Consider the following 22,641-nt stretch of genomic DNA (forward strand, 5'->3'; position numbering starts at 1 on the left):
CCGCCCACAGGAGGTTCCACGAGCGTGTCGACCAACGAGGAGCGTCGCGAAGCCGCCCGCCAGAAGCTGGAGGACCGGCTGGCCCGCGAGCGACAGGCCGCGAAGAAGCGCAAGCTGTCGATGCTGGCCGCCGCAGGCGTCGCCGTCGTGGCGATCGCCGCCGTCGGAGGCTACTTCTGGTACCGGAACTGGGACGACAAGCGTCACACGACCTGTGACTACACCGCTGCCCCGGTCGACTTCGCGAAGACGATCAAGGCTGTCGAGACCCAGCTCGCTACGGCGCCCGCCGAGCAGAAGGCACAGGGCGAAGCGTTCCTCAAAGAACTTCGAGACGGCGAAGCCAAGCAGAGGACGTCGCCTATGCCAGACGGTCGGACCCTCAACACTGGAACCCTCGACCTGACGTTGGCCACCAACCTCGGCAACGTTCCCATCACGCTTGACCGTTCACTCGCCGCGTGCAACGTGAACGCAGTCCAGTCGCTGGCGTCGAACGGCTTCTACGACGGCACACAGTGCCATCGGCTCACCAACTCCGCGAACCTGTCCGTCCTCCAGTGCGGTGACCCGACGCTCACCGGCATGGGCGGCCCTGGCTGGAACACGCCGGACGAGGACCCCACCGGTTTGAAGGAGGTGCCGATCGATCCCCAGATGGCGGCGATGGGCATGAGCCAGCAGACCGTGATCTACCCCCGTGGCACCATTGCGATAGCCAACAGCAACAGCGCAGAGCAGGGACGCGCCAACACCGGCAGTGCCCAGTTCTTCATCGTCACCAAAGATTCGACTCTGACGCCGACACTGGCCGTCGTCGGTCATGTGGATGACGCCGGAATGAAGATCATCGACCAGGTCGCCAAGGGCGGCATCGTGCCGACCGCGACAGGCAGCGCGGAGGACGGTACTCCCAAGCTTCCGTTGCAGATCAAGACGGCGTCAGTCGCCTGATCCGACACCACGAACGGCCCGACCCCGAAAGTTCTCGGGGTCGGGCCGTTCGTCGTCTGACGACTGAGTACGGTCAGGCCGCCGAGGTCACCCGGTAGACGTCGTAGACGCCTTCCACATTGCGAACCACGTTCAGCACGTGACCGAGGTGCTTCGGATCGCCCATCTCGAACGTGAAACGGCTGACCGCGACGCGGTCGCGGCTGGTGGTCAGCGACGCCGAGAGCAGATTCACGCGTTCGTCGGCCAGCACGCGGGTCACGTCCGACAGCAGGCGGTGACGATCGAGCGCCTCCACCTGGATAGCGACGAGGAAGACCGCGGTACTGTTCGGCGCCCACGACACCTCGTGGAGCCGTTCGGGTTGCGACCGCAGTTCGTCCGCGTTGGTGCAGTCGGACCGGTGCACACTCACACCGCCGCCTCGCGTGATGAACCCGATGATCTCGTCGCCGGGCACCGGGGTGCAGCATTTGGCGAGCTTCACCATGACGTTGTCGATGCCCTCGACGACCACTCCGCTGTCGCCGCCCTGACGTGATCTCCCGCTCTGGGTGGACGGGGTGGCGCGGTTCGCGATCTCTTCCTCGGCCGCCTCGACCCCGCCGAGGAGTGCGACGAGCCGGTGGACCATGCGCCCGGCGGGTACGTGCCCCTCGCCGACCGCCGAGTACAGCGCGTCGACGTCGGCGAAACCGAACTCCTTCGCCACCGCGGTCACCGATTCGGCCGACAGGAGGCGATGCAGCGGGAGCCCACCGCGCCGGACCTCCTTGACGATGGCCTCCTTGCCCGCCTCCAACGCCTCCTCGCGGCGTTCCTTGGCGAACCACTGCCGGATCTTGGCCTTCGCCCGCGGCGAGACGACGAAGTTCTGCCAGTCCTTGCTCGGTCCGGCGTTCTCGGCCTTCGATGTGAAGACCTCGATCACCTCACCGTTCTCCAACGGTCGTTCCAACGCCACGAGGCGACCGTTCACCCGGGCTCCGATGCACCGGTGCCCGACTTCGGTGTGCACGGCGTACGCGAAGTCGACAGGCGTCGAACCGGCGGGCAGGGTGATGACGTCGCCCTTCGGGGTGAAGACGAAGATCTCCTTGACGGCGAGGTCATAGCGCAGGGACTCGAGGAACTCCCCCGGGTCGGCGGCTTCCCGCTGCCAGTCCAGGAGCTGGCGCATCCACGCCATGTCGTCGACCTCGGCGACATCAGTCGCCTTGCGTCCCTTCCCTTTTCGCCCTTCCTTGTACCGCCAGTGCGCGGCGATGCCGAACTCGGCGGTCCGGTGCATCTCCACTGTCCGGATCTGGATCTCGAGTGGTTTTCCCTCGGGGCCGATCACCGTCGTGTGCAGCGACTGGTAGACGCCGAAGCTCGGCTGCGCGATGTAGTCCTTGAATCGGCCCGCCATCGGCTGCCACAGGGAGTGCACCACGCCGATCGCCGCGTAGCAGTCGCGCACTTCGTCGCACAGGACTCGCATCCCGACCAGATCGTGGATGTCGTCGAAGTCTTTCCCCCGCACGATCATCTTCTGGTAGATCGACCAGTAGTGCTTGGGACGTCCCTCGACGGTCGCTTCGATGTGCGCCCCGCCGAGTGCGTTGTTCAGATCGCTCCGCACCCGCGCGAGGTACGTGTCCCGACTCGGCGCCCGGTCGGCGACGAGGCGAACGATCTCCTCGTACTTCTTGGGGTGCAGGATCGCGAACGAGAGGTCTTCGAGCTCCCATTTCACAGTCGCCATGCCGAGTCGGTGGGCTAGAGGAGCGATCACTTCGAGCGTCTCTCGAGCCTTGCGCGCCTGCTTCTCCGGCGGCAAGAAACGCATGGTGCGCATGTTGTGGAGGCGGTCCGCCACCTTGATCACGAGGACGCGCGGGTCCCGAGCCATGGCGATGATCATCTTGCGGATCGTCTCGCCCTCGGCCGCGCTGCCGAGCGCCACCTTGTCGAGTTTGGTGACACCGTCGACGAGATGTGCCACCTCGGCGCCGAAGTCCTTCTCGAGTTCTTCGAGCGAGTAGCCGGTGTCTTCGACGGTGTCGTGCAACAGCGCAGCTACCAGCGTCGTCGTGTCCATTCCGAGGTCCGCGAGGATTGTCGCGACTGCGAGCGGATGGGTGATGTACGGGTCGCCCGACTTGCGGAACTGTCCGGTGTGACGCTGTTCGGCGACGTCGTACGCCTGCTGCAAGACTGTGACGTCGGCTTTCGGATACACACCCCGGTGCAACGTGACGAGCGGTTCGAGCACTGCCGCGACGCCGCCGCGTGGCGGAGCCGTCATGCGCCGCGCCAATCGGGCCCGTACCCTGCGAGAACTCAACGGTGCAGCGATGTCATCACTGCGTCGCGCGGCATCCGGTTCGCTCATGGCCCGAGTTTATGGCATCACCGCGTCGGTGCGGTCGGACTGGGGTTCTCTCGGGTGTTGCGCGTGAGCGAACGCCGGGTTCAACCCGTGCAGAGCGTGTGAACTCGAACGGGTGCCGCTGCGGTGATGACATCGCGTCCGGGGAACCCGTCGAGCTCCATGACGACGGCGACATCGGTCACTTCTGCGCCGACTTCAGCAAGAAGTGCAAGCGTCGCGGCAATCGTCCCACCGGTGGCGAGGACGTCGTCGACAACGGCCACACGACGGCCGTGGAAGTCGATTCCGGAGGCCGGGATCTCCAACCTCGCCGACCCGTACTCGAGGGCGTAGTCGACGCCGATCACCGGCGGCGGGAGTTTGCCGCCCTTGCGGACGGCCACCACGCCGATCCCGAGGCGATGCGCGATCGCGCCGCCGAGCAGGAACCCGCGTGCGTCGATGCCCGCGATCAGGTCCGCGCCTGCACACGCGTCGGCGAGCGCCGCGGTGAGCGCGTCGAGCCCGTCGGCCGCAGCAAGGACCGGGGTGAGGTCTTTGAACGCGACACCCGGCTCGGGGAAATCCGGCACCAGACGTGCGTGCGTCTCGATCGCGATGCGTGCACGGTCCAGATGGACGGCGGTGGTCATCAGGCTCCTCCCCAACGGTCCATGTTCCAGCCGGTGCCCGACCGGCCGAGTCCGACGACGACATTGCTGACGCCGGACGATTCGCGTCCCCGCACTGTTCCGAACAGCGGGATCGACGGGAGTTGGTCCCATGCCGCCGTCTCAATGGACCGCAGCAGCGGAAGTCGACCACTGTCACTGCTCGTCGCGACGAGCTCGTTGATCGACGTGCGGACGGTCCCGTCCCGGAATCCGGACAGGTTCAGCGGATCGCCCGGGTACAGGGCGAACACCGCGGGCACACCGCTCGTGGTGCCCGATGCGGCGAACGTGTCGCCGGACAGGATCACGGCGTCGACCGTCGAGCCGAGCGACGAGACGGAGAAGTCGGGCGACGAGGCGTCGCGCACGGTGATCCCGGCTTTCACACACGACTGGGCGATCGTGTCGACGATCGCCTTGTCGACCGTCGATCCCGCCGGGTAGCCGATGCGGATGACGGGCTTGGCACGACGACCGTTGGCGTCGACGGGTCGCTGCTCCAGAAGACCGCGCGCTCGCGCGACGTCCGACCGCGGGTACCGCCTGCCGAACTGCGCGTTGAGGGACGGCCCGAGGGTGTCCGCGGGCGCGGCGCTCCGCAGGTTCCAGACGAGCCCGTTCGATCCGTGAGCACGGGCCAATTGGTTTCGCGGCATGCACGACGCGAGCGCACGGCGCACCAGGATGTCGGAAGCGACGCCGGTCCGGGCGAAGACGAGATTCGTCACCGACACCGGCGCGATGTCGCGCGCGGAGCCCCGGTCCGTGATCGGGGTCTCACGACCGGCGAGGGCGTCGGATGCGGACAGGTCGCCCGAGTCGACGACCTCGACACGTCCGTCGGCCAGCGCGGCCGCGCCGTCGGTGCCGCGAGGCCAGACTGTCACGTCGCCCAGCGCGGGCTTCCTGCCCCACCACTTGTCGTTGGCCACCAGACGCAGGCCTTTGCCAGTGGTGTACGACTCCAGGCGGTACGGGCCCGACGAGAGGATCGTCGTCGGGTCGATCTCACCGCCCGGCTTCAATCCGAAGCCGGTGTTCCACGCGGTCGCGATCTTCGCCAACGCCTTGGAGTCCTTGCGGTTGATCGCGCCGACGACATCGGGTACCCCGGCAAGGCGTCCGACGACGTGGGCCGGCAGCAGGGAACCTGCACCGAACAGACTCGACCAGTCGCCGAAGGTGAATCCGGAGGCGAAGGTGACTGTCGCGGTGCGAGCGCCGGGCTTGCAGTCGACCTTGTCGATGTTCCGGTAACCGGCGTTGGTGGACGCGTCGAAGCCCTTCACCTTGCCGCCCATCGCTGTCGCAGCGAGCAGAAGGTCGTCGCACGACATCGCGTGCCCGTCGGAGTAGACGGCACCGTCGGTGAACTCGTAGCGGACCGTGAGGGGCGTCGACTCCTGAACGGTGGCGGTGCCGACGTCCCGGTCGGCCACCGTCTGGCCCTGGGGCCCGACGTAGGAGAATCCGGGCAGCACGCGGGTGAGCGCCATCAGCGCACCGTCCGCGTAGCCGTCCCTGGTGTTCACGTTGAGGCTGCGGACGCGTGCGTCGACGAGATAGTCGACGCTCGACTGCTCGTCGTCGCCGCATGCCACGAGAAGAGATCCCGCGGCCGCGAGGGTCGCAGTGAGCGCTGCGACCCGGCGCAGCCGCGGGCCGATCATGCCGCTGCCCGTTCCCGTCGGGCGATGACCTTCGCGGTGTGCCGCTTCACGTCCTCACGCATCTCCTTCAGCGTCACCAACAGCGGCGATGCGAGGAAGATCGACGAGTACGTGCCGACGACGACACCCACGAGCTGGATCAGGGCGAGGTCCTTGAGCGTGCCGACACCGAGCATCCAGACCGCGATGACGATCAGGGCGATGATCGGGAGCACCGAGATCACCGTGGTGTTGATCGACCGCATGAACGTCTGGTTGACCGCCAGGTTGGTCTGCTCGGAGTAAGTACGGCGCGACGACGCGAACACCGATCTGGTGTTCTCCTCCACCTTGTCGAAGACGACCACGGTGTCGTAGACCGAGAAGCCGAGGATCGTCAGCAGGCCGATGACGGTCGCCGGGGTCACCTCCCAGCCGACGATCGAGTAGACACCCGCGGTGGCGACGACGTCGAACAGGAGCGACACCAGGGCCGCCGCCGACATCTCCCGGTCGAAGCGAATCGCGATGTAGATGAACACGGCGACGAGGAACACGATCAGCGCGATGACCATCTTGCGGGTGATCTCGGCGCCCCACGTGGAGCTGACGTCGGAACTGCTCACATCGGACTGATTGATCTTGAACGTGGACGCGAGACCTTCGGTCAGCTTCGCCGCGTCTTCGTGCGACAGCGTCTCGGTCCGCACCTGAATGGTGGCGGCCTCACCGGTGCCCGCCTTCTGCACCGACTCCGGATCGTGTCCGAGCGCGGCGGTGAAGGCCTCGCTGACCGACGACGTCGTGACGGTGTCCGACGCTGGGATCGACACCTGGGTTCCGCCTTCGAAGTCGATGCCGGGGGTGAATCCGCGGAAGATCATCGACAGGACGCAGATCACCATGATCACGGCGGAGATCACGTACAAGCGTCGGCGCGACCGTGGTCCGACGACGTCGAACGCGCCGGTGCCCGAGTAGAGGCGGGAGAAGAACGACGTGTTCTTGGCGGCGACGTAATCGTCGTCCGACCATTCAGTCGTCGGCTTCTCTGCAGTGGTCTCGTTGGAACTCACTACGACTCCTCCCCTTCGGTGGCCGCTGCCTTCTTCGCACGCGCGGCGGCGGCGCGGCGCTTGCGCGCGACGTCGGACACGGCGCCGAGGCCGTTGATGCTCGGCCGTGACAGGAATTCGGTCCGGCTCGCCATCACGACCAGCGGGTGCGTGACGAGGAAGACGATCACAACGTCGATGATCGTCGTCAGGCCGAGCGTGAACGCGAAGCCCTTGACCTGGCCGACGGCGAGAACGTAGATGATCACGGCGGCGAGGAAGCTGACGGCGTTACCGGTCCAGACGGTACGACGTGCGCTCTGCCAACCGCGGGTGACGGCGGATCGGAACGATCTGCCCTCCCTCATCTCGTCCTTTATTCGTTCGAAGTAGACGACGAACGAGTCGGCTGTCATACCGATGCCGATGACAAGGCCTGCGATGCCGGAGAGGTCGAGGGTGAACCCGATCCACCGACCGAGGAGCACGATCAGGCCGTACACCATCGCTGAGGCGAGGAGCAGCGACAGGAACGTGAGGAAGCCCAGCATCCGGTAGTAGGCGAGCGCGTAGATCAGCACCGCGAGCAGACCCACACCGCCTGCGATGAGACCGGCGCGCAACGACGTGAGACCGAGTGTGGCCGACACCGTCTGGGCGTCCGACATCGAGAACGACAGCGGGAGCGAACCGTACTTGAGCGCGTTGGCGAGATCGATGGTCTCGGACTGTGTGAAGCTGCCGCTGATCTCGGTGGTGCCGATGATGGCGCCGTTGATCGTCGCTGCGCTCACAACTCGGGTGTCGAGCACCGTCGCGGTGGTCTTGCCGACGTTCTTCGACGTGTAGTCGACCCAGGTCTGCTTGCCTTCGCCGCGGTAGTCCACGGACACGACCCATTGGCCTGCCTGGTTCTGCTGCGACTTGGCGTCGGCGACATCGGTGCCGCGGATGATCATCGGCGCCAGCAGGTACACCTGGCCGTCGTCCTGACCACAGGCGACGAGGTACTGGTCGGGCTTGTCGTAGCCGACCAGCGGATCACTCACGTTCGGTGCGCAGTTGACCTTGGACATCTCGGCCTGCAGGCGGGCGAGTTCCTTCTGGTCGGCGTTCGCCGGAGCCTGGCGCGCGGCGCGGGCATCGGCGATCGCCTTCTTCTGCTCGTCCGCCGTCATGTCGGCGGGCTTCTTCGCGTTCGGGTCCGCCTTCTGCGCTACCGCAGGCTGGCTCGTGATGACCGGGCGAATGAACAACTGAGCTGTCTGCGCGAGGGTGCGCGCCTGCTTGCCGTCCTCACCGGGAACGGTGATGACGAGCGTGTTGCCGTTCACGACCACCTCGGAGCCGCCGACGCCGAGGCCGTCGACGCGCTGCTGGATGATCTGGCGTGCGTCGTCGAGCTGCGCCCGGGTCGGGTCGGCGCCCTGGTCGGTGCGCGCGGTCAGAACGACGCGCGTTCCGCCCTGCAGGTCGATGCCCAGCTTGGGCTCGGCCTTTCCGCTACCGGTGGCGAAGATCAGCGCATAGATCGCACCGAGAACGGCGAGAAACGCCAGGAGAGGCACCCACGGAGGTGTCTCTCGCTGCGCGTTGCGTCGCGCAGTGAGTGGATTGTTGCTGGTCACGTCTGAAAAGCCTACTTCTCTTCGGGCTTGTCGCCGGACTCGTCGTCGGTCTTCTTGGTCAATTTGTCGAGCGCGGCCGGGCTGTCGGGAACCTCGATGGAATCGTCGTCGTCAGCATCTGACGTATCGGTCGCGTCCTCGTCGGCGGTGATGACCTCACGAATCGCGAGGCGGTTCCACTCGGTGACCACACCGGGAGCGATCTCGATCGTCACGACTTCCTCGCCCGACGGATCGACGACGGTGCCGAACAGGCCGGAGTGAAGCTGCACACGTGAACCGGGCACCACTGACGACTGCATCTCGGTGGCCGCGGCGGCCCGCTTCTTCTGGTTCCTGATGCTCATGAACATGAACACGGCCATCGCCGCCAGCATCAACGGGATGATCAAGTTTGAAGGCATAGCCTCCAGTGTGCCAGGCCGCCGGCTCCGCGCTGGACTCCAGGTGCCCGAGCATCACCCGTTCGCGCCGCCGGTCACCATTCGTCGAGAGTGGTGTACCCGTCCTGGACCGCCCGCGCGAACAACGCCGACTTCGTCGTCGCGTCCCGACCGACGGCCGAATACTTGGCACGGATTCGCACAATGTGCGTGCTGACGGTCGCCGGACTGATGAACAGTTTCGCCGCGGCAGCCTCTTTGGACCCGAGACGCAGCCACGTGGTGAGCACTTCCACTTCGCGCGCTGACAACAGAGGCCGGCGAGACGGCGTGGCTGGTACGTGATGAGTTCCGTCGAACACGTGTCTCTCCTCGAGGACCGGCGGATGCACTCCGCAGTTCGGATGAATTCTCATCGTGGCCCTCGGTAGACCCGTCGGACGCGTGCGACGATTGCCTGACCGTAAGTCGATACAGATTCCGATACGCCGACCTGGGCGTATGGCTCAGACAGAAGGAACTCGCCCGATGCATCCGGAGGCCGTCTCCTCCCGCGAAGAACTAGGAAGAGCGCTCACGGAGCTTCGCACGACGGCAGGCCTGAGCGTCCGCGACGTCGCCTCGACAGCGGACGCCCTGCACGGCACCATCGCAGGCTGGTTCGCCGGGCAGCACGCGCCGACACGTGCCAGTCGCGACATGTTCAACCGCGTTCTCGCGGCGTGCGGTGTCACCGAGTCAGTCGAGCAGGAAGCCTGGTGGGCCGCCGTCGAACGCACCGGACGACGCGGCGGACGGCGAAGGACCCGGGCCGTGTCCCCGTATCCGGGCCTCGATCCGCTCGGACCGAACGACCGCAGTTGGTTCTTCGGACGGGACGACCTGATCGATCGGCTCGTGGCGATCGTGGCCGAGCAGTCCCGTGCGCGGCAACGCGACATCGACGGGACCGGCGAACGCGGAGCGTTCCGCGCCGCGCTCGTGGTCGGCGGGTCGGGTGCGGGCAAGTCGTCGCTGGTTCGGGCCGGACTGATGGCCGCAACCGGAGAATCCGGAGAGCTCGCCGGTTGGCAGGCTGTGGTCTTCACACCCGGTGACGACCCGGCCGCGGCCTTCGACGCCGCACTGTCAGGGGTGGACCTCGACTCGGCGACACCGGTCGTCGTGATCGTCGATCAGATGGAGGAGCTGTGGACACAGAGCGACGAGCGCAGTCGTGACGCCTACGACAGCCGATTCACCGAACTGATCGACGGACGAAACGTGATTCCCGTCGGCGTGCTCCGGGCCGACTTCTACGGACGGGCGGCGGAGATGCCCGGCCTGGCCTCCGTTCTCGCCGACGGGCAGGTCGTCGTGCCGCCGATGACGCGCGATCAGCTACGAGCGGTCATCGTCGGTCCCGCGGCGCACGCAGGCCTGCTCGTCGACGACGACCTCGTCGACCTCCTGCTCGACGAGGTCGCGCCGTCGGACGGCTCGCAGCAGGCGGGCGCAGGTGTCCTGCCACTCCTGTCCTACGCGTTGCGCGCGACGTGGGAGCAGTCGGACGGTCGTCGTCTGACCGTCGCCGACTACGTCGCGACGGGCCGGATCGGCGGCGCCGTCGAACTCGCGGCCGAACGTGTGTACGCCGATCTGACTCCTGACGACCGATCTGTCGCGCGTCGGACGCTGCTGTCGATGGTCAACGTCGACGAGGACACTGTCAGCAGGCGACCCGTGCGACTCGCCGAGCTCGAGACCGCCGACACCTCCGATCCCGTCGCCCGTGTGATCGATGCATTCGCCGACGCACGTCTGATCACGGTGAGCGGCACTCACGCTCAGTTCGCCCACGAGACGCTGCTGACCGCCTGGCCACGTCTGGGCGAGTGGCTCGACGCCGACCGTGAGCGTCTCCTCATGCATCGTCGGCTGCGGACTTTGCGCGACACCTGGGAGAGCAACGGCAAACCGGACGATCTCCTTCCCGGCCGCGGGCGACTCGAGCTGTTCCGGACGCTGCCAGACGACGAGGTGTCGGGCGTCACCCGAGAGTTCCTGGATGCCGCACAGGCGGTGGCGGTTCGCGAAGACGACGTCGAACGAGCCCGCATTCGCCAACTCCGCCGTTTCGCGCTGTACGCGGGCGTGTTCGGTGTGGTCGCGCTGGTGGCAGCCGTCACCGCACTCGTCTTCGGCATTCGGGCGGGCAACGCCCGCGAACAAGCCGACCGCGCCCGCCTCGACACCGTGAGCAGGCAGATCGCCGTTCAGGCCGACCAGCTCCGCGATCGCGATCCACACCTGTCCGCGCAGCTCGCAATGATCGCGTATCGACAGTCGACGACGCTCGAGGCACGGTCCACTCTCAGCGACACGCTGTCGGCGCCGGTCCCCGCCCGATTCACCGGGGACGGCGGCTCCACCCTGCTCGCCCAGTCCCCCGGCCGAGTCGCCGCTGCAGGCGGAAGCGGACAGGTGCGGATCTTCGACGTCGGCGACAACGGTGTCCGCCGGGTCGTCGGCGACTTCCGGGCAGGCGACGCGACTGCCGACGGACACCTCGGGGGCGTGACGCTCGCGCCCGACGGCCGCACACTGTACGTAGGCGGCCGCGGTGCGGTGACGGTCTGGAACATAGCCGATCCCCGCAGACCTGCGAAGACGGCCGAGCTCACCGGTGTCGACGGCGACGCGAACGCGTTGGCGGTCAGCCCCGACGGCGCCATGCTCGCGGCCGCGGCCACGGGAACCGGCCTCTACGTGTGGGCGGCCGACACCGCTGGGCGATGGAATCGAGTGGCCCTCCCGCGGGCGGCCGGACAGCTGGACGGCGCTGTGGCGTTCTCCCCCGATGGGCGGTCGATGGCGTCGTCGACGACCAGTCACCGAATAGACCTGTGGCGAATCAGCGGAAGGGACCTGGTCAGTACGGGAGAGATCGCCTTGGGCGGGTCGTCCAACCAGCTCGCACAGGGCCTGGACTACCTGCCCGACGGCAGGCTCGCCGCCGCGTTGCGCAGCCGTACCGTCGACGTCTACTCCGTCACGGACCCCGCTGCCCCTCGGCTGACCGCCCAGTTCGGCGGCTTCTCGAGTTGGGCTCGATCTGTGCGTTCGAACGCGGCGGGCACACACCTGATCGCGACGGGCGCGGACAACACAGTCGCCGTCTACGATCTGGCCCGACCGACCGATCCACCGAGGACCCTCCCGACCGCCGCCAATTCGTCGAGCGCCTTGTTCGTCGGCGATCACGTCGTGGTCGCCAGCGACGACGGCCGCGTGATGGACTGGCCGCCCGCGCGCAGCGTGGTGCACGTCGGAATGAAGACTGTCTTCCAGGCGCCTGCCGGCTCCGACGGTCGCCGCATGTTCGCCGCGGACACCTCCGCCGACGGCGCCATCACTCAGTGGCGGTCCGTCGACGGCGGTTACGTCCGTGCCGGCCCCGACCTCGCGCCCCCGACGGGAACGGTCTTCTCCGGCGCCGTCGTGACCACACCCGAAGCCGATGTCCTGGCGATCGGCACCGCGGACGGCACCGTCATGTTCGCAGACGTGTCCGACCCCGCACGCCCTCACATCGTCGGCGCAGTCGCTGCACACGACGCCCTCAACGAGACCGTCGACTACAGTGCGCAGTCGCACCTTGCGGTGACCGGCGGGACCGCCTCCCGCGTCGTGACTGTCGTCGACGCGAAGGATCTGACCGCACCGCGTGTGGTCGGCCGCTTCGACGCGGGCGCAGGCGTCTGGTGGGCGTCGCTGAGTCCTGACGGTCGACGTCTGGCTGTGGCCACCACGACCGGTCAGGTCCGCCTTGTCGATCTGACGACACCGGACCGTCCGCGCGCCTATCCCGACCCGATTCGATTCGGCGGCGCAGCCCTGTCCACCAGATTCGACTCGACCGGCGACCGTCTCGTCGCCACCTCGGAAGACCGCGTCGTCGCAATCGCCGACATCAGCGATCCAGAATCGCCTCGCGAGACCGCGCGCCTCACCGGACCCGCCGGTCAGCCCTACTCCGCAGCTTTCTCCCCTGACGGCACGCGGCTCGTGGCAGGCGGCAGCAATTCGGAGGTCTGGGTGTGGGACGTCAGCGGCACTCCGACCGAGTCGATGGTCATCCGCTCGTTCCCCGGAAACGTGTACGACGTCCGGTTCATCGGCGACCACACGGTGCTCGCCGCCGGCGCAGGCGGTCGCGTCGAATCCTGGTCACTCGAGCCTGACGATCTGATCGCCGCTCAGTGCGCACGCGTCGGCGACCAGATCACCGAGGACGAGTGGAAGACGTACATCCCCGGACTGGACTACGCCCCGCCGTGCCCGGCTGCGACCTGACGTCAGGCGCCTGTCAGCACAACGTCGCTGAAGACGATCGAGTCGCCGGTGGAGGTGAACGCTAGCCCAAGTCGCTGGGCCTCATCTCGTGTGAAGCCCCCGGATATCTCCGTGTCTCCGATGATGACACCGTTGATGACCGCTGCGCTCACCACGACACCGGATTCCACTACCGCCGTCGACTCGCCGATGTGCGAGCTCGTGTAGTCCAACCATCGCCGCGCGGCGTCATGTCGGTACGAGACGGTCACCACCCACTGATCGGGCATGGACCTGCCGACGCGCGCCTTGAGGACCACGCCCTGGCCGAACAGCTGCGGTCCGAGCATGTACCGCTGACCGTCCGAGTCACACGCGACCAGCGATCGTGTGGGATCGGGACTTTCCTCCGGTGGCCCGCATGTCCCGGCTCTGGAAGACTCCACGGGCCGAGTCTCCGCGGCCGCACCGCTCACCAGCACTGCGGCGTTGTCGCGCGACATCCCAGAGAGCGTCATCCGCACCCGTTCACCGTCGACGGACTTCGCCACGACAGTCCCGTCGGCGGACGTGACCCTGTCGACGAGGCCCGCGAGGACGTCGGAAGGAGACGAGCCGTCAGTCGTGTGAACACTCGCTTCGAGTTCGACGCCGCCGGGCGCCGGACGAACCGGCTGACCGTCCTCGTCGGCGCAGGCGGACAGCCCCGACATCACGACCACCACCACGACAATCATCAGTGCACCCCACCGTGTCATGGTCCGACCCTATCTGTCGGTGAGGTCGCCGGCGCCCGGACGAGCGGTGGCTCAGTCGAACAATGTCTCTTCGCGGGCACGCACACCGTGAACCCGGTCGATCGCGTCTGGCGGCGGGGTGAGGCCGAGGTGATGCCAAGCGGCGGCGGTCGCCACCCGGCCCCGGGGCGTGCGCGCGATCATTCCGGCTCGCACGAGGAACGGCTCGCACACCTCCTCGACCGTGGAGGGCTCTTCACCCACGGCGACCGCGAGTGTCGACACCCCGACTGGTCCCCCGCCGAACCCGCGGACCAGGGCGCCGAGGACCGCCCGGTCCAGACGGTCGAGACCGAGTTCGTCGACGTCGTACACGGCGAGCGCAGCGCGGGCGGCTGTCACGTCGACACTGCCGTCGCCTCGGACTTCGGCGTAGTCGCGGACCCGTCGCAGGAGCCTGTTCGCGATACGAGGCGTGCCCCGCGATCGGCCCGCTACTTCGGCTGCCGCGTCGTCGTCGATGTCGATCCCCAGGATCACGGCCGATCGGGTGAGCACTCGAACGAGTTCGGAGGGCTCGTAGAACTCCATGTGCGCTGTGAAACCGAAGCGGTCGCGCAGCGGTCCGGTGAGCGCACCCGACCGTGTCGTGGCGCCGACGAGGGTGAACGGCGCGATGTCGAGCGGGATCGACGTCGCACCCGGCCCCTTTCCGACGACGACGTCGACCCGGAAGTCCTCCATCGCGAGGTACAGCATCTCTTCGGCGGGCCGCGCAATACGGTGGATCTCGTCGATGAACAGGACGTCGCCCTCAACGAGGTTCGACAGCATTGCCGCGAGATCACCCGCCCGTTCGAGCGCGGGTCCCGAGGTGATCCGTATGGCCGCGCCCATCTCGGCGGCGATGATCATCGCGAGCGATGTCTTGCCGAGTCCCGGCGGACCGGACAGGAGGATGTGGTCCGGAGTGCGGCCGCGCGCCCTCGCCGCATGAAGGACGAGTTCGAGCTGCTCTCGAACCTTCGGCTGCCCGATGAAGTCCTGCAGTGTCGACGGACGAAGGCTGTTGTCGAGGTCCCGGTCTGCGGGTACTGCGTCCGCGCCGGTCAGAGGGTCGTCGTCGAATCCGTCGATCATCGGCGGGGACCGAGGCCTGCGAGCGCCGTGCGGAGGAGGGTCGAGGAGTCGGCGTCGGGCTGTGCGGCGAGCACCGCCGCAACGGCCTGCTGCGCGGCGTTCTCGGTGAATCCGAGACCGATGAGCGCCTCGGTCACCTGCCCGCCGGTACCCGACGACGGCGCTCCGGGAACTCCGCCTGCGACCGGGGCGGCGTCGACCTTGTCGCGAAGCTCCACCACCAGGCGTTCCGCGACCCGCTTGCCGATGCCCGGAACGGCCGTCAGCGCCTTGGCGTCGGATTCGGCGAGCGCACGCCGCAGGCTGTCCGGCTCGAGGACCGCGAGGGTCGCCATCGCGAGCCGCGGACCGACCCCGGTCACCGTCTGCAGCAGTCCGAAGAGGTCGCGTGCCTCGGGGTCGGTGAAGCCGTACAACGTCATAGAGTCCTCACGGACGATCATCGACGTCAGCAGCCGCGCATGCGACCCGCGGCTGAGCCTGCCGAGGGTCGGCGGTGTGGCGAGCACTCGGTAGCCGACTCCGGCGCATTCCACGACGGCGTGATCGAGGGCGATGTCGATGACCTCACCGGACACGGACGCGATCATCGAGCTGCCTCCTCTCGTGCCGCACGCAGGCGGGCACGATGACGTTCCTGAGCGACCTTCGCCTGTTTGGCGGCGGCCTCCATGCGTTCGTTCACCGGCCCACGCCAGCAGTGACACACCGCCAGGGCGAGAGCGTCGGCGGCATCGGCAGGCTTCGGCGGTGTCTGCAGTCCGAGGATTCGCGTGATCATCGCCGTGACCTGCGCCTTGTCGGCGCGGCCCGACCCGGTGACAGCCGCCTTGACCTCGGACGGGGTGTGGAAACGCACTGGTATCCCCCGCTGCGCCGCGGCCAGCGCGACCACACCGGCGGCCTGTGCCGTGCCCATCGCGGTGCTCACCTGACGCTGCGCGAACACTCGCTCGATCGCGACCACGTCGGGCGAGTGCGTGTCGAGCCAGTGCTCCACGCCCTTGTGCACGGCGAGGAGACGCTCGGCGAGCTCCATGTCGGCCGGGGTGCGCACCACGTCGACGTCGAGCGCGGTTACCCCGCGCCCGCCCGTCGACTCGACCAGCGCGACACCGCACCTGGTGAGACCCGGATCGACCCCCATCACACGCACGAGACGACCCGCCCTCCAGACAACCGTGTCACCCGGTCGGTGACGAACGTTTGTTCGAGACTATCAGTCGTTCTCGAGCTCGGCGAGGACCTCGTCGCTGATGTCGACGTTGCTGTAGACGTTCTGCACGTCGTCAGAGTCTTCGAGCGCGTCGATGAGCTTGAACATCTTCCGGGCGCCGTCGGCGTCGACAGGCACTTCGACCGATGCACGGAAGTCGGGTTCGGCCGACTCGTAGTCGATGCCCGCCTCCTGGAGCGCGGTGCGGACTGCGATGAGATCTGTCGGCTCGCTGACGATCTCGAACTGCTCACCGAGGTCGGTCACCTCTTCTGCGCCCGCGTCGAGCACTGCCATCAGCACGTCGTCCTCGGACTGGTCACCCTTGTCGAGGGTCACCACGCCCTTGCGGGCGAACAGGTACGACACCGAGCCCGGATCTGCCATGTTGCCGCCGTTGCGGGTCATCGCCGTGCGGACCTCGCCTGCGGCGCGATTGCGATTGTCCGTCAGGCACTCGATGAGGATCGCGACACCATTGGGGCCGTAGCCCTCGTACATGATGGTCTGCCAGTCGGCGCCGCCGCCTTCTTCGCCACCGCCGCGCTTGCGTGCGCGTTCGATGTTGTCGTTGGGAACCGACGACTTCTTGGCCTTCTGGATCGCGTCGAAGAGCGTCGGGTTGCCCGCCGGGTCACCACCACCGGTTCGAGCCGCCACCTCGATGTTCTTGATCAGCTTGGCGAACATCTTGCCGCGCTTGGCGTCGATGACCGCCTTCTTGTGCTTGGTGGTGGCCCATTTGGAGTGGCCGCTCATAGTGGTGCTTCCTTCCGTTTACGACTGTGAAATCCTACGCTTCCGCGACCATGTCGACGAAGAAGCGGTGCACACGGTGATCCCCGGTGACTTCGGGATGGAACGACGTGGCCAGCACGTTCTGCTGGCGCACAGCGACGACACGCCCGGCGGCCGGACCGTCGGGAACGGTCGCCAGCACGTCGACGCCCTGCCCGACCGACTCGACCCAGGGCGCTCGGATGAACACCGCGCGCATCGGGTCGGTGCCCGGCACATCGGTGATTCCGACGAAGTCCAGGTCGGTCTCGAACGATTCGACCTGACGCCCGAATGCGTTGCGGCGGACGGTCACGTCGAGTGCGTCGAGGTGCCTGGCGTCGGGTCGGGTGTCGAGGATCGTCGACGCGAGCATGATCATGCCCGCGCACGAGCCGTACGCGGGCAGACCGTCACGCAGTCTGCCGACGAGCGGATCGTAGAGGTCGAACACGCCGAGCAGCCTGCTCATCGTCGTCGACTCCCCGCCTGGGATCACCAGACCGTCGACGCGATCGAGTTCGGCTTCCCTGCGCACCGGAAGCACATCGGCCCCTGATGCGACGAGGGCCTCGGTGTGTTCTCGCACGTCCCCCTGAAGTGCGAGAACTCCGATCAGCGGGGTCACGTTGCGGGCCTGGTGACACTCGCGATGGACGTCGGCACTCCGGTGCGTGTGAGGCCTTCCTGCGTGACGGCCGCGACCATCCGGCCCGCACGATCGAAGATCCGCCCCTGCGTGAGGGCCCGCGCGCCGCCTGCCGACGGCGACGTCTGGTCGTACAGCAGCCAGTCGTCGGCTCGGAACGGGCGCAGGAACCACATCGCGTGGTCGAGCGATGCGTTCTGCGAGTCGACGTCCGGGTGTGCCGTCTTCGACGACCCGAGCAACGTCATGTCGCTCATGTAGGCGAGGGTGCAGACGTGCAGCAGCTGATCGTCGGGCAGCGGTTTGCGGTAGCGGAACCACACCCGCTGCTGCGCGGCGAACGACTCGTGAGTGACGAGCTGATCGCGGGGCACGATCCGAATGTCGAAGTTCTCCCATTCGGCGTAGAACACGCGGGCATTGCCCTTGAGCTGCTCTGCCTTCTCCTTCTGATCGGGCAGCGACTCCGGGTCGGGCGCCGGCGGCATCACATCCTGGTGCTCGATGCCGTGATCGTCGGTGATGTGGAACGACGCCGACATCGAGAAGATCGCCTCGCCGTTCTGAACGCCGGTGACCCGCCGAGTGACGAACGAGCGCCCGTCCCGGATGCGGTCGACGAGGAACACAGCGGGCTGATCGGGCTTGCCGGGACGCAGGAAGTAGCCGTGCAGCGAGTGCACGGCGAACTCCGGAGCGACGGTCTGCGTCGCCGCGACCAGTGCTTGTCCGGCCACCTGGCCGCCGAAGGTTCGGCGCAGCGCGCTCGCGAACGCGCCGCCGCGATAGATGTCGGCGTCGATGCGTTCGACGGACAGAATCTCTTCGATGTCAGCCACGAAGGAATTATCCCCCACGACCGACGGGCGCATCGATCCGAGGGTCGGTAGGGTCGGCCCCATGACCGACATCGACGCCAGCGCTCCCACCTCGAACGATCTGACTGCCGCTCTTCGTGATGTTCTCGACGGCCGGTGGGCGGCCACCCGGAACGTGGTCCGTGACCTCATCAACGAGGAATCTCTGGTCCCTCGATCGGGGGTTTCGCTCGACGAGTACCGCGCGTTGATGCTCGAGCAGATGGCGGCGATGGTCCCGCTCGGGTTCCCCGCCGACGGATTCCGGCCAGAGCACGGCGGCTCCGGCGACGTGGGTGCAGCCGTCACTGCGATCGAGACGCTCGGCTACGGCGACTTGTCGCTGATGGTGAAGGCCGGAGTCCAATGGGGCCTCTTCGGCGGTGCCGTCGAGAACCTCGGAACCGATCGTCACCACGAGAAGTACGTGCGCGGCCTCATCGACCTCGACGTCGTCGGGTGCTTCGCGATGACCGAGACCGGCCACGGCTCCAATGTGCAGGCACTCGAGACCACCGCCACCTACGATGCCGCGACCGGCGAGTTCGTCATCGACTCCCCGTCGCCGAGTGCACGCAAAGACTACATCGGCGGCGCCGCCGAGCACGCCGCATACGCTGCCGTGTTCGCCCAGCTGATCACGGCGGGCCCAGGCGAGGAGCCGACCGGTCGCGGAGTGCACTGCTTCGTCGTTCCGATCCGCGACACCGACGGCGCCGATCTGCCCGGCGTCACCACATCCGACTGCGGATACAAGGGCGGCCTGCCCGGTGTCGACAACGGCCGCATCATGTTCGACGGCGTGCGCATCCCGCGTGAGGACCTGTTGAACAGGTACGCGGACGTCGCCGCCGACGGCGCCTACTCGAGTCCCATCGAGTCGGACAATCGCCGGTTCTTCACGATGCTCGGGACTCTGATCCGAGGACGTGTGACCGTCGGCGCCGCGGCCGGGGCCGCAGGCAGGCTCGGGCTCGCTCTCGCGGTGAGTTACGCGCTGGTCCGTCGACAGTTCTCCGCACCCGGCCAAGACTCCGAACTGGTGCTCATGGACTACCGCGCACACCAGCGTCGACTGCTCCCCCTCGTCGCGCGGGCGTACGCGTTCGGGCTCGCGCAGAACGAGGTCGTCGCCGAACTCCACGAACTCCAGACCGCCGACCCGTCCGATGTCGACCCCGACGCGATCCGCAAGCTCGAGGTGAAAGCCGCCGCGATCAAGGCCGGGCACACCGAACTCGCGTCCCGCGCAATCTCGGAGGCGCGCGAGGCGTGTGGCGGCGCGGGCTACCTCGACGAGAACCGACTGTCGCGCCTGCGCGGTGACATCGACGTGTTCACCACGTTCGAAGGCGACAGTCTCATCCTCCGTCAGCTCGTCGCAAAACAGTTGCTCACGGCGTACGCCGACGATGTGAGTGATCTCGACGCCGTGGGCTGGATCCGGTTCGTCGCCTCGACGGTGAAGGACATCGCGCTGGAGAAGACGGCGGCTCGCCAGGTGGTGCAGACCCTGCTCGACGACTCCGACGAGGACCCGGAGAACTCCGACCTGTCGCATCCCGGCACACAGCTTCGGCTGCTGCGCAATCGTGAGGACCATTTGCTGCGGACCGCCGCGAATCGGATGCGTCGAGCCAAGGACGAGGACGTCGACGCCCAGGAGGTGTTCACGTCCACCCAGGATCACCTGATCAAGGTCGGCGACGCCCACATCGAGCGGATCGTCCTGGAGATCGTCGTCGACGTCATCGGGAAGGTCACGGACACGCAGACGCGGACTCTCTTGAAGAGAGTCCGCGACCTGTTCGTCTATTCACTTCTGGAAGATGATCTCGGCTGGTTCCTGATGCACCGGCATGTGAGCGTCGAGCGGGCCAAGGCCATCCGACGCGGCGTCAACGAGCTGTGCGGCACCCTGCGTCCCCATGCCGCCGAGCTCGTCGGCGCCTTCGGGGTACCCGCCGTCGCTCTCGACGTCCCGATGATCGAGCATCGGTAGCCTTTCGACTCCGCTCAAGGAGCAGGAGGGATCCGCTCAAGGAGCAGGAGGGATCCGCTCAGAGCTCTTCGATGTCGATGATGTCGTCCTGGATGGCGCGGGCGACGAGCGCCGCCTTGGTCGATGCGGGACGGCCGATCTCGGCGTACTTCGCGCGGATGCGCGTGAGGTGCGTGTTCACGGTGCCGAGCGAGATGTGCAGTTCCTGACCGCACGCGGGCTTCGAGTCGACCATCAGCCACGTGCGGAGCACCTCGACCTCACGGTCGGTCAGAGTGGGGCGCGGCAGTTCCGGCGCAGCGGGCTCGACGATCGGAGCGAGGGCCTGCATACGGCGCACGGCGGCCGTCTCCACGTACACCGGGCGGCCGGGCAGCGGCATCACGCGAGCGCTGAGTCGAGCGAGCGCTTCGCGGCGACGCTGCTCGGCAGACGCCGAACGAGCTGGCGCGGAGACGGAGCTGAAGGCGGTCGCGGTGCGGGCGGTCTGACGTGCGGGTGCGGTGCGGATCGCGGCGACGGTCATGGTGTGGTCCCTTCCTCGGTGCCGGTGGCGAGCAGTTCGACCGGCTGTTGAGAAGAACGTTAAAGCGGGATCCACACGAACGCGATGGGGAGAACTACCCATGGTGTCATCGCAGGTCAAATAGTGTTTCCAGGCGACTCCCCAGTGTAGTGCCCATGGGCACCGACAAGGATCTATCGCCCGGTGAGGTTGCGCGCGTGCTCGGCGTCGAGCATCGGGAGATCCTCCCGTGCGACAAGTCCGGTGGAGAGCGCGTACTCCACAAGGCGAAGACGACGGTTGGACGCCAGCCGTCCGCCTCCCGCGCGCATCCCGGCCACTCCGATGAGGTCGAGCTTGTCGCACACGTTGTCGAGCTTGCGATTGAACTTGGTCAGCGACCATCCCAGTCGCGCGGCGGCCTGTGCGGAACTGGGCAGTGCGCTGGCGCCCGTCCCGTCACGGCGCAGAATCGCTTCGGCGAGTACCAGGACGGCCAGCTTCTGGCTCTCGGTGAAGTTCGGGACTCCGCGGGTGGTGTCGCCGCTGCCCGGAGACGTCGCCGGAGGCGGGATCACAGCGGGCGCACCGGCCTGGACCTGTACCTCGTAGGTGGTCGGACCGGCACTGAACACGATGCTGGTCCGTCCGAAGACGAGCGGCATCCGCGCGCCCGGGCCCAGTGTCGCAGTGAATCCGAGGTCGGCCGCGGTGACGGTGGCCGTCAGGTGAGTGCCGAGATTGGTGAGCCACCACATCCCGTTCTCGTCGTGCAGCAACAGGAACCGACGGTGCAGATACGGGTTGTCGTCGACGGTGAGCGTCGCCTCCCGGCCGATGTAGAACGGTTGGCTCGGCACCACTGGGAAACGTTCGCCGCAGAACTCGACGAACGTCGCGTTGTCACCCCCTGGCCCCACCGTCATCGACTCCAGTTCGTCACTGAGTGACGGTCACTGCGACGACTGTGACGTTGTCGTGCGCGCCCTGCTCAAGCGCAGCTTCGACCAATGATGCGGCGGCCAGCTCGACATCGCCGTCGGCGGCGGTGATGATCGATGAGATCTCGGCGTCCTCGAGTTCCCCGTCGAGACCGTCCGAGCACATGAGGACGATGTCGCCGGGGACTGCGGAGAACGCGAAGTAGTCGGCGAGAGGTTCGGCCATCCCTGCGCCCAGCGCTCGGGTTATCACGTTGCGCCGCGAGTCGACGCGCGCCTGCTCCGGGGTCAGGTACCCGGCTGTGACGAGTTCCTGCACTTGCGAATGATCCACGCTGACCTGGGTGAGCGCCGACTGCGAGAACAAGTACGTACGCGAGTCGCCGATGTTGAAGGCGACCCAGGCCGGGCCGTCCTCGCCCTGGGCGAGAACGATGCCGGTGGCTGTCGTCCCCGCACGTCGGCCGGTGTCCGATCCGAACTCTCCGATCTTCTCCTGCGCTTTGACGAGGAGCCCCGCGACGGCCGTCCGGGTGACGTCGAACGTCTCGCCGACCGGTACCTCGTTGAGTGCGACCAGGGCCGCTTCACTGGCGAGTTCCCCACTGTCGTGGCCGCCCATGCCGTCTGCCACCAGGTAGCGTCCGGGCTGGGCGAGAGCGGCGTCCTCGTTGGCCTCGCGCACTCGGCCGACGTGGCACACCACGGCCCAGTCGATCGTCAGGTCGCCGACCACGTCTTGCCCGGTCTGCGCCTCGTCACGCAAGATGACGGAGTCGTCCATGCTCACCTCTCTCCAGGACC

The 22,641-nt window shown here is 67.3% G+C and carries 20 protein-coding genes; 3 read left to right on the forward strand and 17 right to left on the reverse strand.

The window, feature by feature from the left end; genetic code table 11:
* Positions 1–24 precede the first annotated feature (24 nt).
* Positions 25–954, forward strand: a complete 930-nt coding sequence (locus tag GM1_RS08290; protein WP_008378009.1) for a peptidylprolyl isomerase — start codon at positions 25–27, stop codon at positions 952–954.
* A 73-nt stretch (positions 955–1,027) separates the two neighbouring features.
* On the opposite strand, the gene GM1_RS08295 is transcribed toward GM1_RS08290, so the two are convergent.
* From GM1_RS08295 to GM1_RS08325, 7 genes are all read right to left on the reverse strand, one after another.
* Positions 1,028–3,331 carry a RelA/SpoT family protein gene (locus GM1_RS08295; protein WP_040519718.1) on the reverse strand — a complete coding sequence of 768 codons (2,304 nt, stop codon included), beginning with the start codon at positions 3,329–3,331 and terminating at the stop codon, positions 1,028–1,030.
* 80 nt (positions 3,332–3,411) lie between these two features.
* On the reverse strand, positions 3,412–3,963 hold the full coding sequence (locus GM1_RS08300; RefSeq protein ID WP_008378014.1) for an adenine phosphoribosyltransferase: 552 nt from the start codon (positions 3,961–3,963) through the stop codon (positions 3,412–3,414).
* Entirely contained in the window at positions 3,963–5,654 is a 1,692-nt protein-coding gene (locus GM1_RS08305) for an ABC transporter substrate-binding protein (RefSeq protein ID WP_008378016.1), read from the reverse strand. Before GM1_RS08305 ends, GM1_RS08300 begins: the two co-directional genes overlap by 1 nt.
* The gene (gene secF / locus GM1_RS08310; RefSeq protein WP_008378018.1) at positions 5,651–6,709 is read right to left on the reverse strand and encodes a protein translocase subunit SecF; all 1,059 of its coding nucleotides are present in this window, start codon (positions 6,707–6,709) and stop codon (positions 5,651–5,653) included. The genes GM1_RS08305 and secF overlap by 4 nt, the downstream gene beginning before the upstream one ends.
* Positions 6,709–8,316 carry a protein translocase subunit SecD gene (gene secD / locus GM1_RS08315; protein WP_008378021.1) on the reverse strand — a complete coding sequence of 536 codons (1,608 nt, stop codon included), beginning with the start codon at positions 8,314–8,316 and terminating at the stop codon, positions 6,709–6,711. The genes secF and secD overlap by 1 nt, the downstream gene beginning before the upstream one ends.
* A gap of 11 nt (positions 8,317–8,327) precedes the next feature.
* The gene (gene yajC, locus GM1_RS08320; RefSeq protein ID WP_008378023.1) at positions 8,328–8,720 is read right to left on the reverse strand and encodes a preprotein translocase subunit YajC; all 393 of its coding nucleotides are present in this window, start codon (positions 8,718–8,720) and stop codon (positions 8,328–8,330) included.
* Between the two features lie 74 nt (positions 8,721–8,794).
* A complete protein-coding gene (locus tag GM1_RS08325) occupies positions 8,795–9,115 on the reverse strand; it encodes a response regulator transcription factor (RefSeq protein WP_081604241.1) in 321 nt (106 codons plus the stop codon).
* Positions 9,116–9,227: 112 nt separating this feature from the next.
* Here GM1_RS08325 and GM1_RS08330 point away from each other — a divergent pair, with 112 nt between their 5' ends.
* Entirely contained in the window at positions 9,228–13,034 is a 3,807-nt protein-coding gene (locus GM1_RS08330; RefSeq protein WP_008378027.1) for a WD40 repeat domain-containing protein, read from the forward strand.
* Positions 13,035–13,036: 2 nt separating this feature from the next.
* Here the strand turns inward: GM1_RS08330 and GM1_RS08335 are convergent, their stop codons facing one another.
* From GM1_RS08335 to GM1_RS08365, 7 genes are all read right to left on the reverse strand, one after another.
* Complete coding sequence (locus tag GM1_RS08335) at positions 13,037–13,771, reverse strand: SecDF P1 head subdomain-containing protein (protein ID WP_008378029.1); 735 nt, start codon at positions 13,769–13,771, stop codon at positions 13,037–13,039.
* A 51-nt stretch (positions 13,772–13,822) separates the two neighbouring features.
* Positions 13,823–14,890 (reverse strand): Holliday junction branch migration DNA helicase RuvB, encoded by a 1,068-nt coding sequence (ruvB, locus tag GM1_RS08340; RefSeq protein ID WP_008378030.1) that lies wholly within the window; start codon positions 14,888–14,890, stop codon positions 13,823–13,825.
* On the reverse strand, positions 14,887–15,480 hold the full coding sequence (ruvA, locus tag GM1_RS08345) for a Holliday junction branch migration protein RuvA (RefSeq protein ID WP_008378033.1): 594 nt from the start codon (positions 15,478–15,480) through the stop codon (positions 14,887–14,889). The genes ruvB and ruvA overlap by 4 nt, the downstream gene beginning before the upstream one ends.
* Complete coding sequence (gene ruvC, locus GM1_RS08350; RefSeq protein ID WP_008378035.1) at positions 15,477–16,046, reverse strand: crossover junction endodeoxyribonuclease RuvC; 570 nt, start codon at positions 16,044–16,046, stop codon at positions 15,477–15,479. The genes ruvA and ruvC overlap by 4 nt, the downstream gene beginning before the upstream one ends.
* Positions 16,047–16,109: 63 nt before the next feature.
* Positions 16,110–16,865, reverse strand: a complete 756-nt coding sequence (locus GM1_RS08355) for a YebC/PmpR family DNA-binding transcriptional regulator (protein WP_008378036.1) — start codon at positions 16,863–16,865, stop codon at positions 16,110–16,112.
* A 34-nt stretch (positions 16,866–16,899) separates the two neighbouring features.
* The gene (gene pdxT, locus GM1_RS08360; RefSeq protein WP_008378038.1) at positions 16,900–17,511 is read right to left on the reverse strand and encodes a pyridoxal 5'-phosphate synthase glutaminase subunit PdxT; all 612 of its coding nucleotides are present in this window, start codon (positions 17,509–17,511) and stop codon (positions 16,900–16,902) included.
* Positions 17,508–18,371: an acyl-CoA thioesterase gene (locus GM1_RS08365; protein ID WP_008378041.1), complete on the reverse strand. Its 864-nt coding sequence runs from the start codon at positions 18,369–18,371 to the stop codon at positions 17,508–17,510. The genes pdxT and GM1_RS08365 overlap by 4 nt, the downstream gene beginning before the upstream one ends.
* Before the next feature lie 61 nt (positions 18,372–18,432).
* On the opposite strand from GM1_RS08365, the gene GM1_RS08370 reads away from it, so the two are divergent.
* Entirely contained in the window at positions 18,433–20,391 is a 1,959-nt protein-coding gene (locus GM1_RS08370) for an acyl-CoA dehydrogenase family protein (RefSeq protein ID WP_008378043.1), read from the forward strand.
* 58 nt (positions 20,392–20,449) lie between these two features.
* Here the strand turns inward: GM1_RS08370 and GM1_RS08375 are convergent, their stop codons facing one another.
* The 3 genes from GM1_RS08375 to GM1_RS08385 all read right to left on the reverse strand — a co-directional run bounded on the left by GM1_RS08375 (position 20,450) and on the right by GM1_RS08385 (position 22,621).
* Entirely contained in the window at positions 20,450–20,917 is a 468-nt protein-coding gene (locus tag GM1_RS08375) for a helix-turn-helix transcriptional regulator (protein ID WP_008378045.1), read from the reverse strand.
* Positions 20,918–21,090: 173 nt separating this feature from the next.
* The gene (locus tag GM1_RS08380; RefSeq protein ID WP_008378047.1) at positions 21,091–21,822 is read right to left on the reverse strand and encodes a hypothetical protein; all 732 of its coding nucleotides are present in this window, start codon (positions 21,820–21,822) and stop codon (positions 21,091–21,093) included.
* 13 nt (positions 21,823–21,835) lie between these two features.
* A complete protein-coding gene (locus GM1_RS08385; protein WP_008378049.1) occupies positions 21,836–22,621 on the reverse strand; it encodes a PP2C family protein-serine/threonine phosphatase in 786 nt (261 codons plus the stop codon).
* Between the last annotated feature and the right edge of the window lie 20 nt (positions 22,622–22,641).

The organism is Gordonia malaquae NBRC 108250, assembly GCF_000344135.1.
GTDB lineage: Bacteria > Actinomycetota > Actinomycetes > Mycobacteriales > Mycobacteriaceae > Gordonia > Gordonia malaquae.

Coding starts and splice junctions, on each gene's coding strand:
- GM1_RS08325 (WP_081604241.1), bottom strand. CDS start 9,115: ATGAGAATTCATCCGAACTGCGGAGTGCATCCGCCGGTCCTCGAGGAG.
- GM1_RS08330 (WP_008378027.1), top strand. CDS start 9,228: ATGCATCCGGAGGCCGTCTCCTCCCGCGAAGAACTAGGAAGAGCGCTC.
- GM1_RS08355 (WP_008378036.1), bottom strand. CDS start 16,865: ATGAGCGGCCACTCCAAATGGGCCACCACCAAGCACAAGAAGGCGGTC.
- GM1_RS08300 (WP_008378014.1), bottom strand. CDS start 3,963: ATGACCACCGCCGTCCATCTGGACCGTGCACGCATCGCGATCGAGACG.
- GM1_RS08305 (WP_008378016.1), bottom strand. CDS start 5,654: ATGATCGGCCCGCGGCTGCGCCGGGTCGCAGCGCTCACTGCGACCCTC.
- yajC (WP_008378023.1), bottom strand. CDS start 8,720: ATGCCTTCAAACTTGATCATCCCGTTGATGCTGGCGGCGATGGCCGTG.
- GM1_RS08295 (WP_040519718.1), bottom strand. CDS start 3,331: ATGAGCGAACCGGATGCCGCGCGACGCAGTGATGACATCGCTGCACCG.
- ruvA (WP_008378033.1), bottom strand. CDS start 15,480: ATGATCGCGTCCGTGTCCGGTGAGGTCATCGACATCGCCCTCGATCAC.
- GM1_RS08370 (WP_008378043.1), top strand. CDS start 18,433: ATGACCGACATCGACGCCAGCGCTCCCACCTCGAACGATCTGACTGCC.
- GM1_RS08385 (WP_008378049.1), bottom strand. CDS start 22,621: ATGGACGACTCCGTCATCTTGCGTGACGAGGCGCAGACCGGGCAAGAC.
- ruvB (WP_008378030.1), bottom strand. CDS start 14,890: ATGATCGACGGATTCGACGACGACCCTCTGACCGGCGCGGACGCAGTA.
- GM1_RS08375 (WP_008378045.1), bottom strand. CDS start 20,917: ATGACCGTCGCCGCGATCCGCACCGCACCCGCACGTCAGACCGCCCGC.
- GM1_RS08380 (WP_008378047.1), bottom strand. CDS start 21,822: ATGACGGTGGGGCCAGGGGGTGACAACGCGACGTTCGTCGAGTTCTGC.
- GM1_RS08335 (WP_008378029.1), bottom strand. CDS start 13,771: ATGACACGGTGGGGTGCACTGATGATTGTCGTGGTGGTGGTCGTGATG.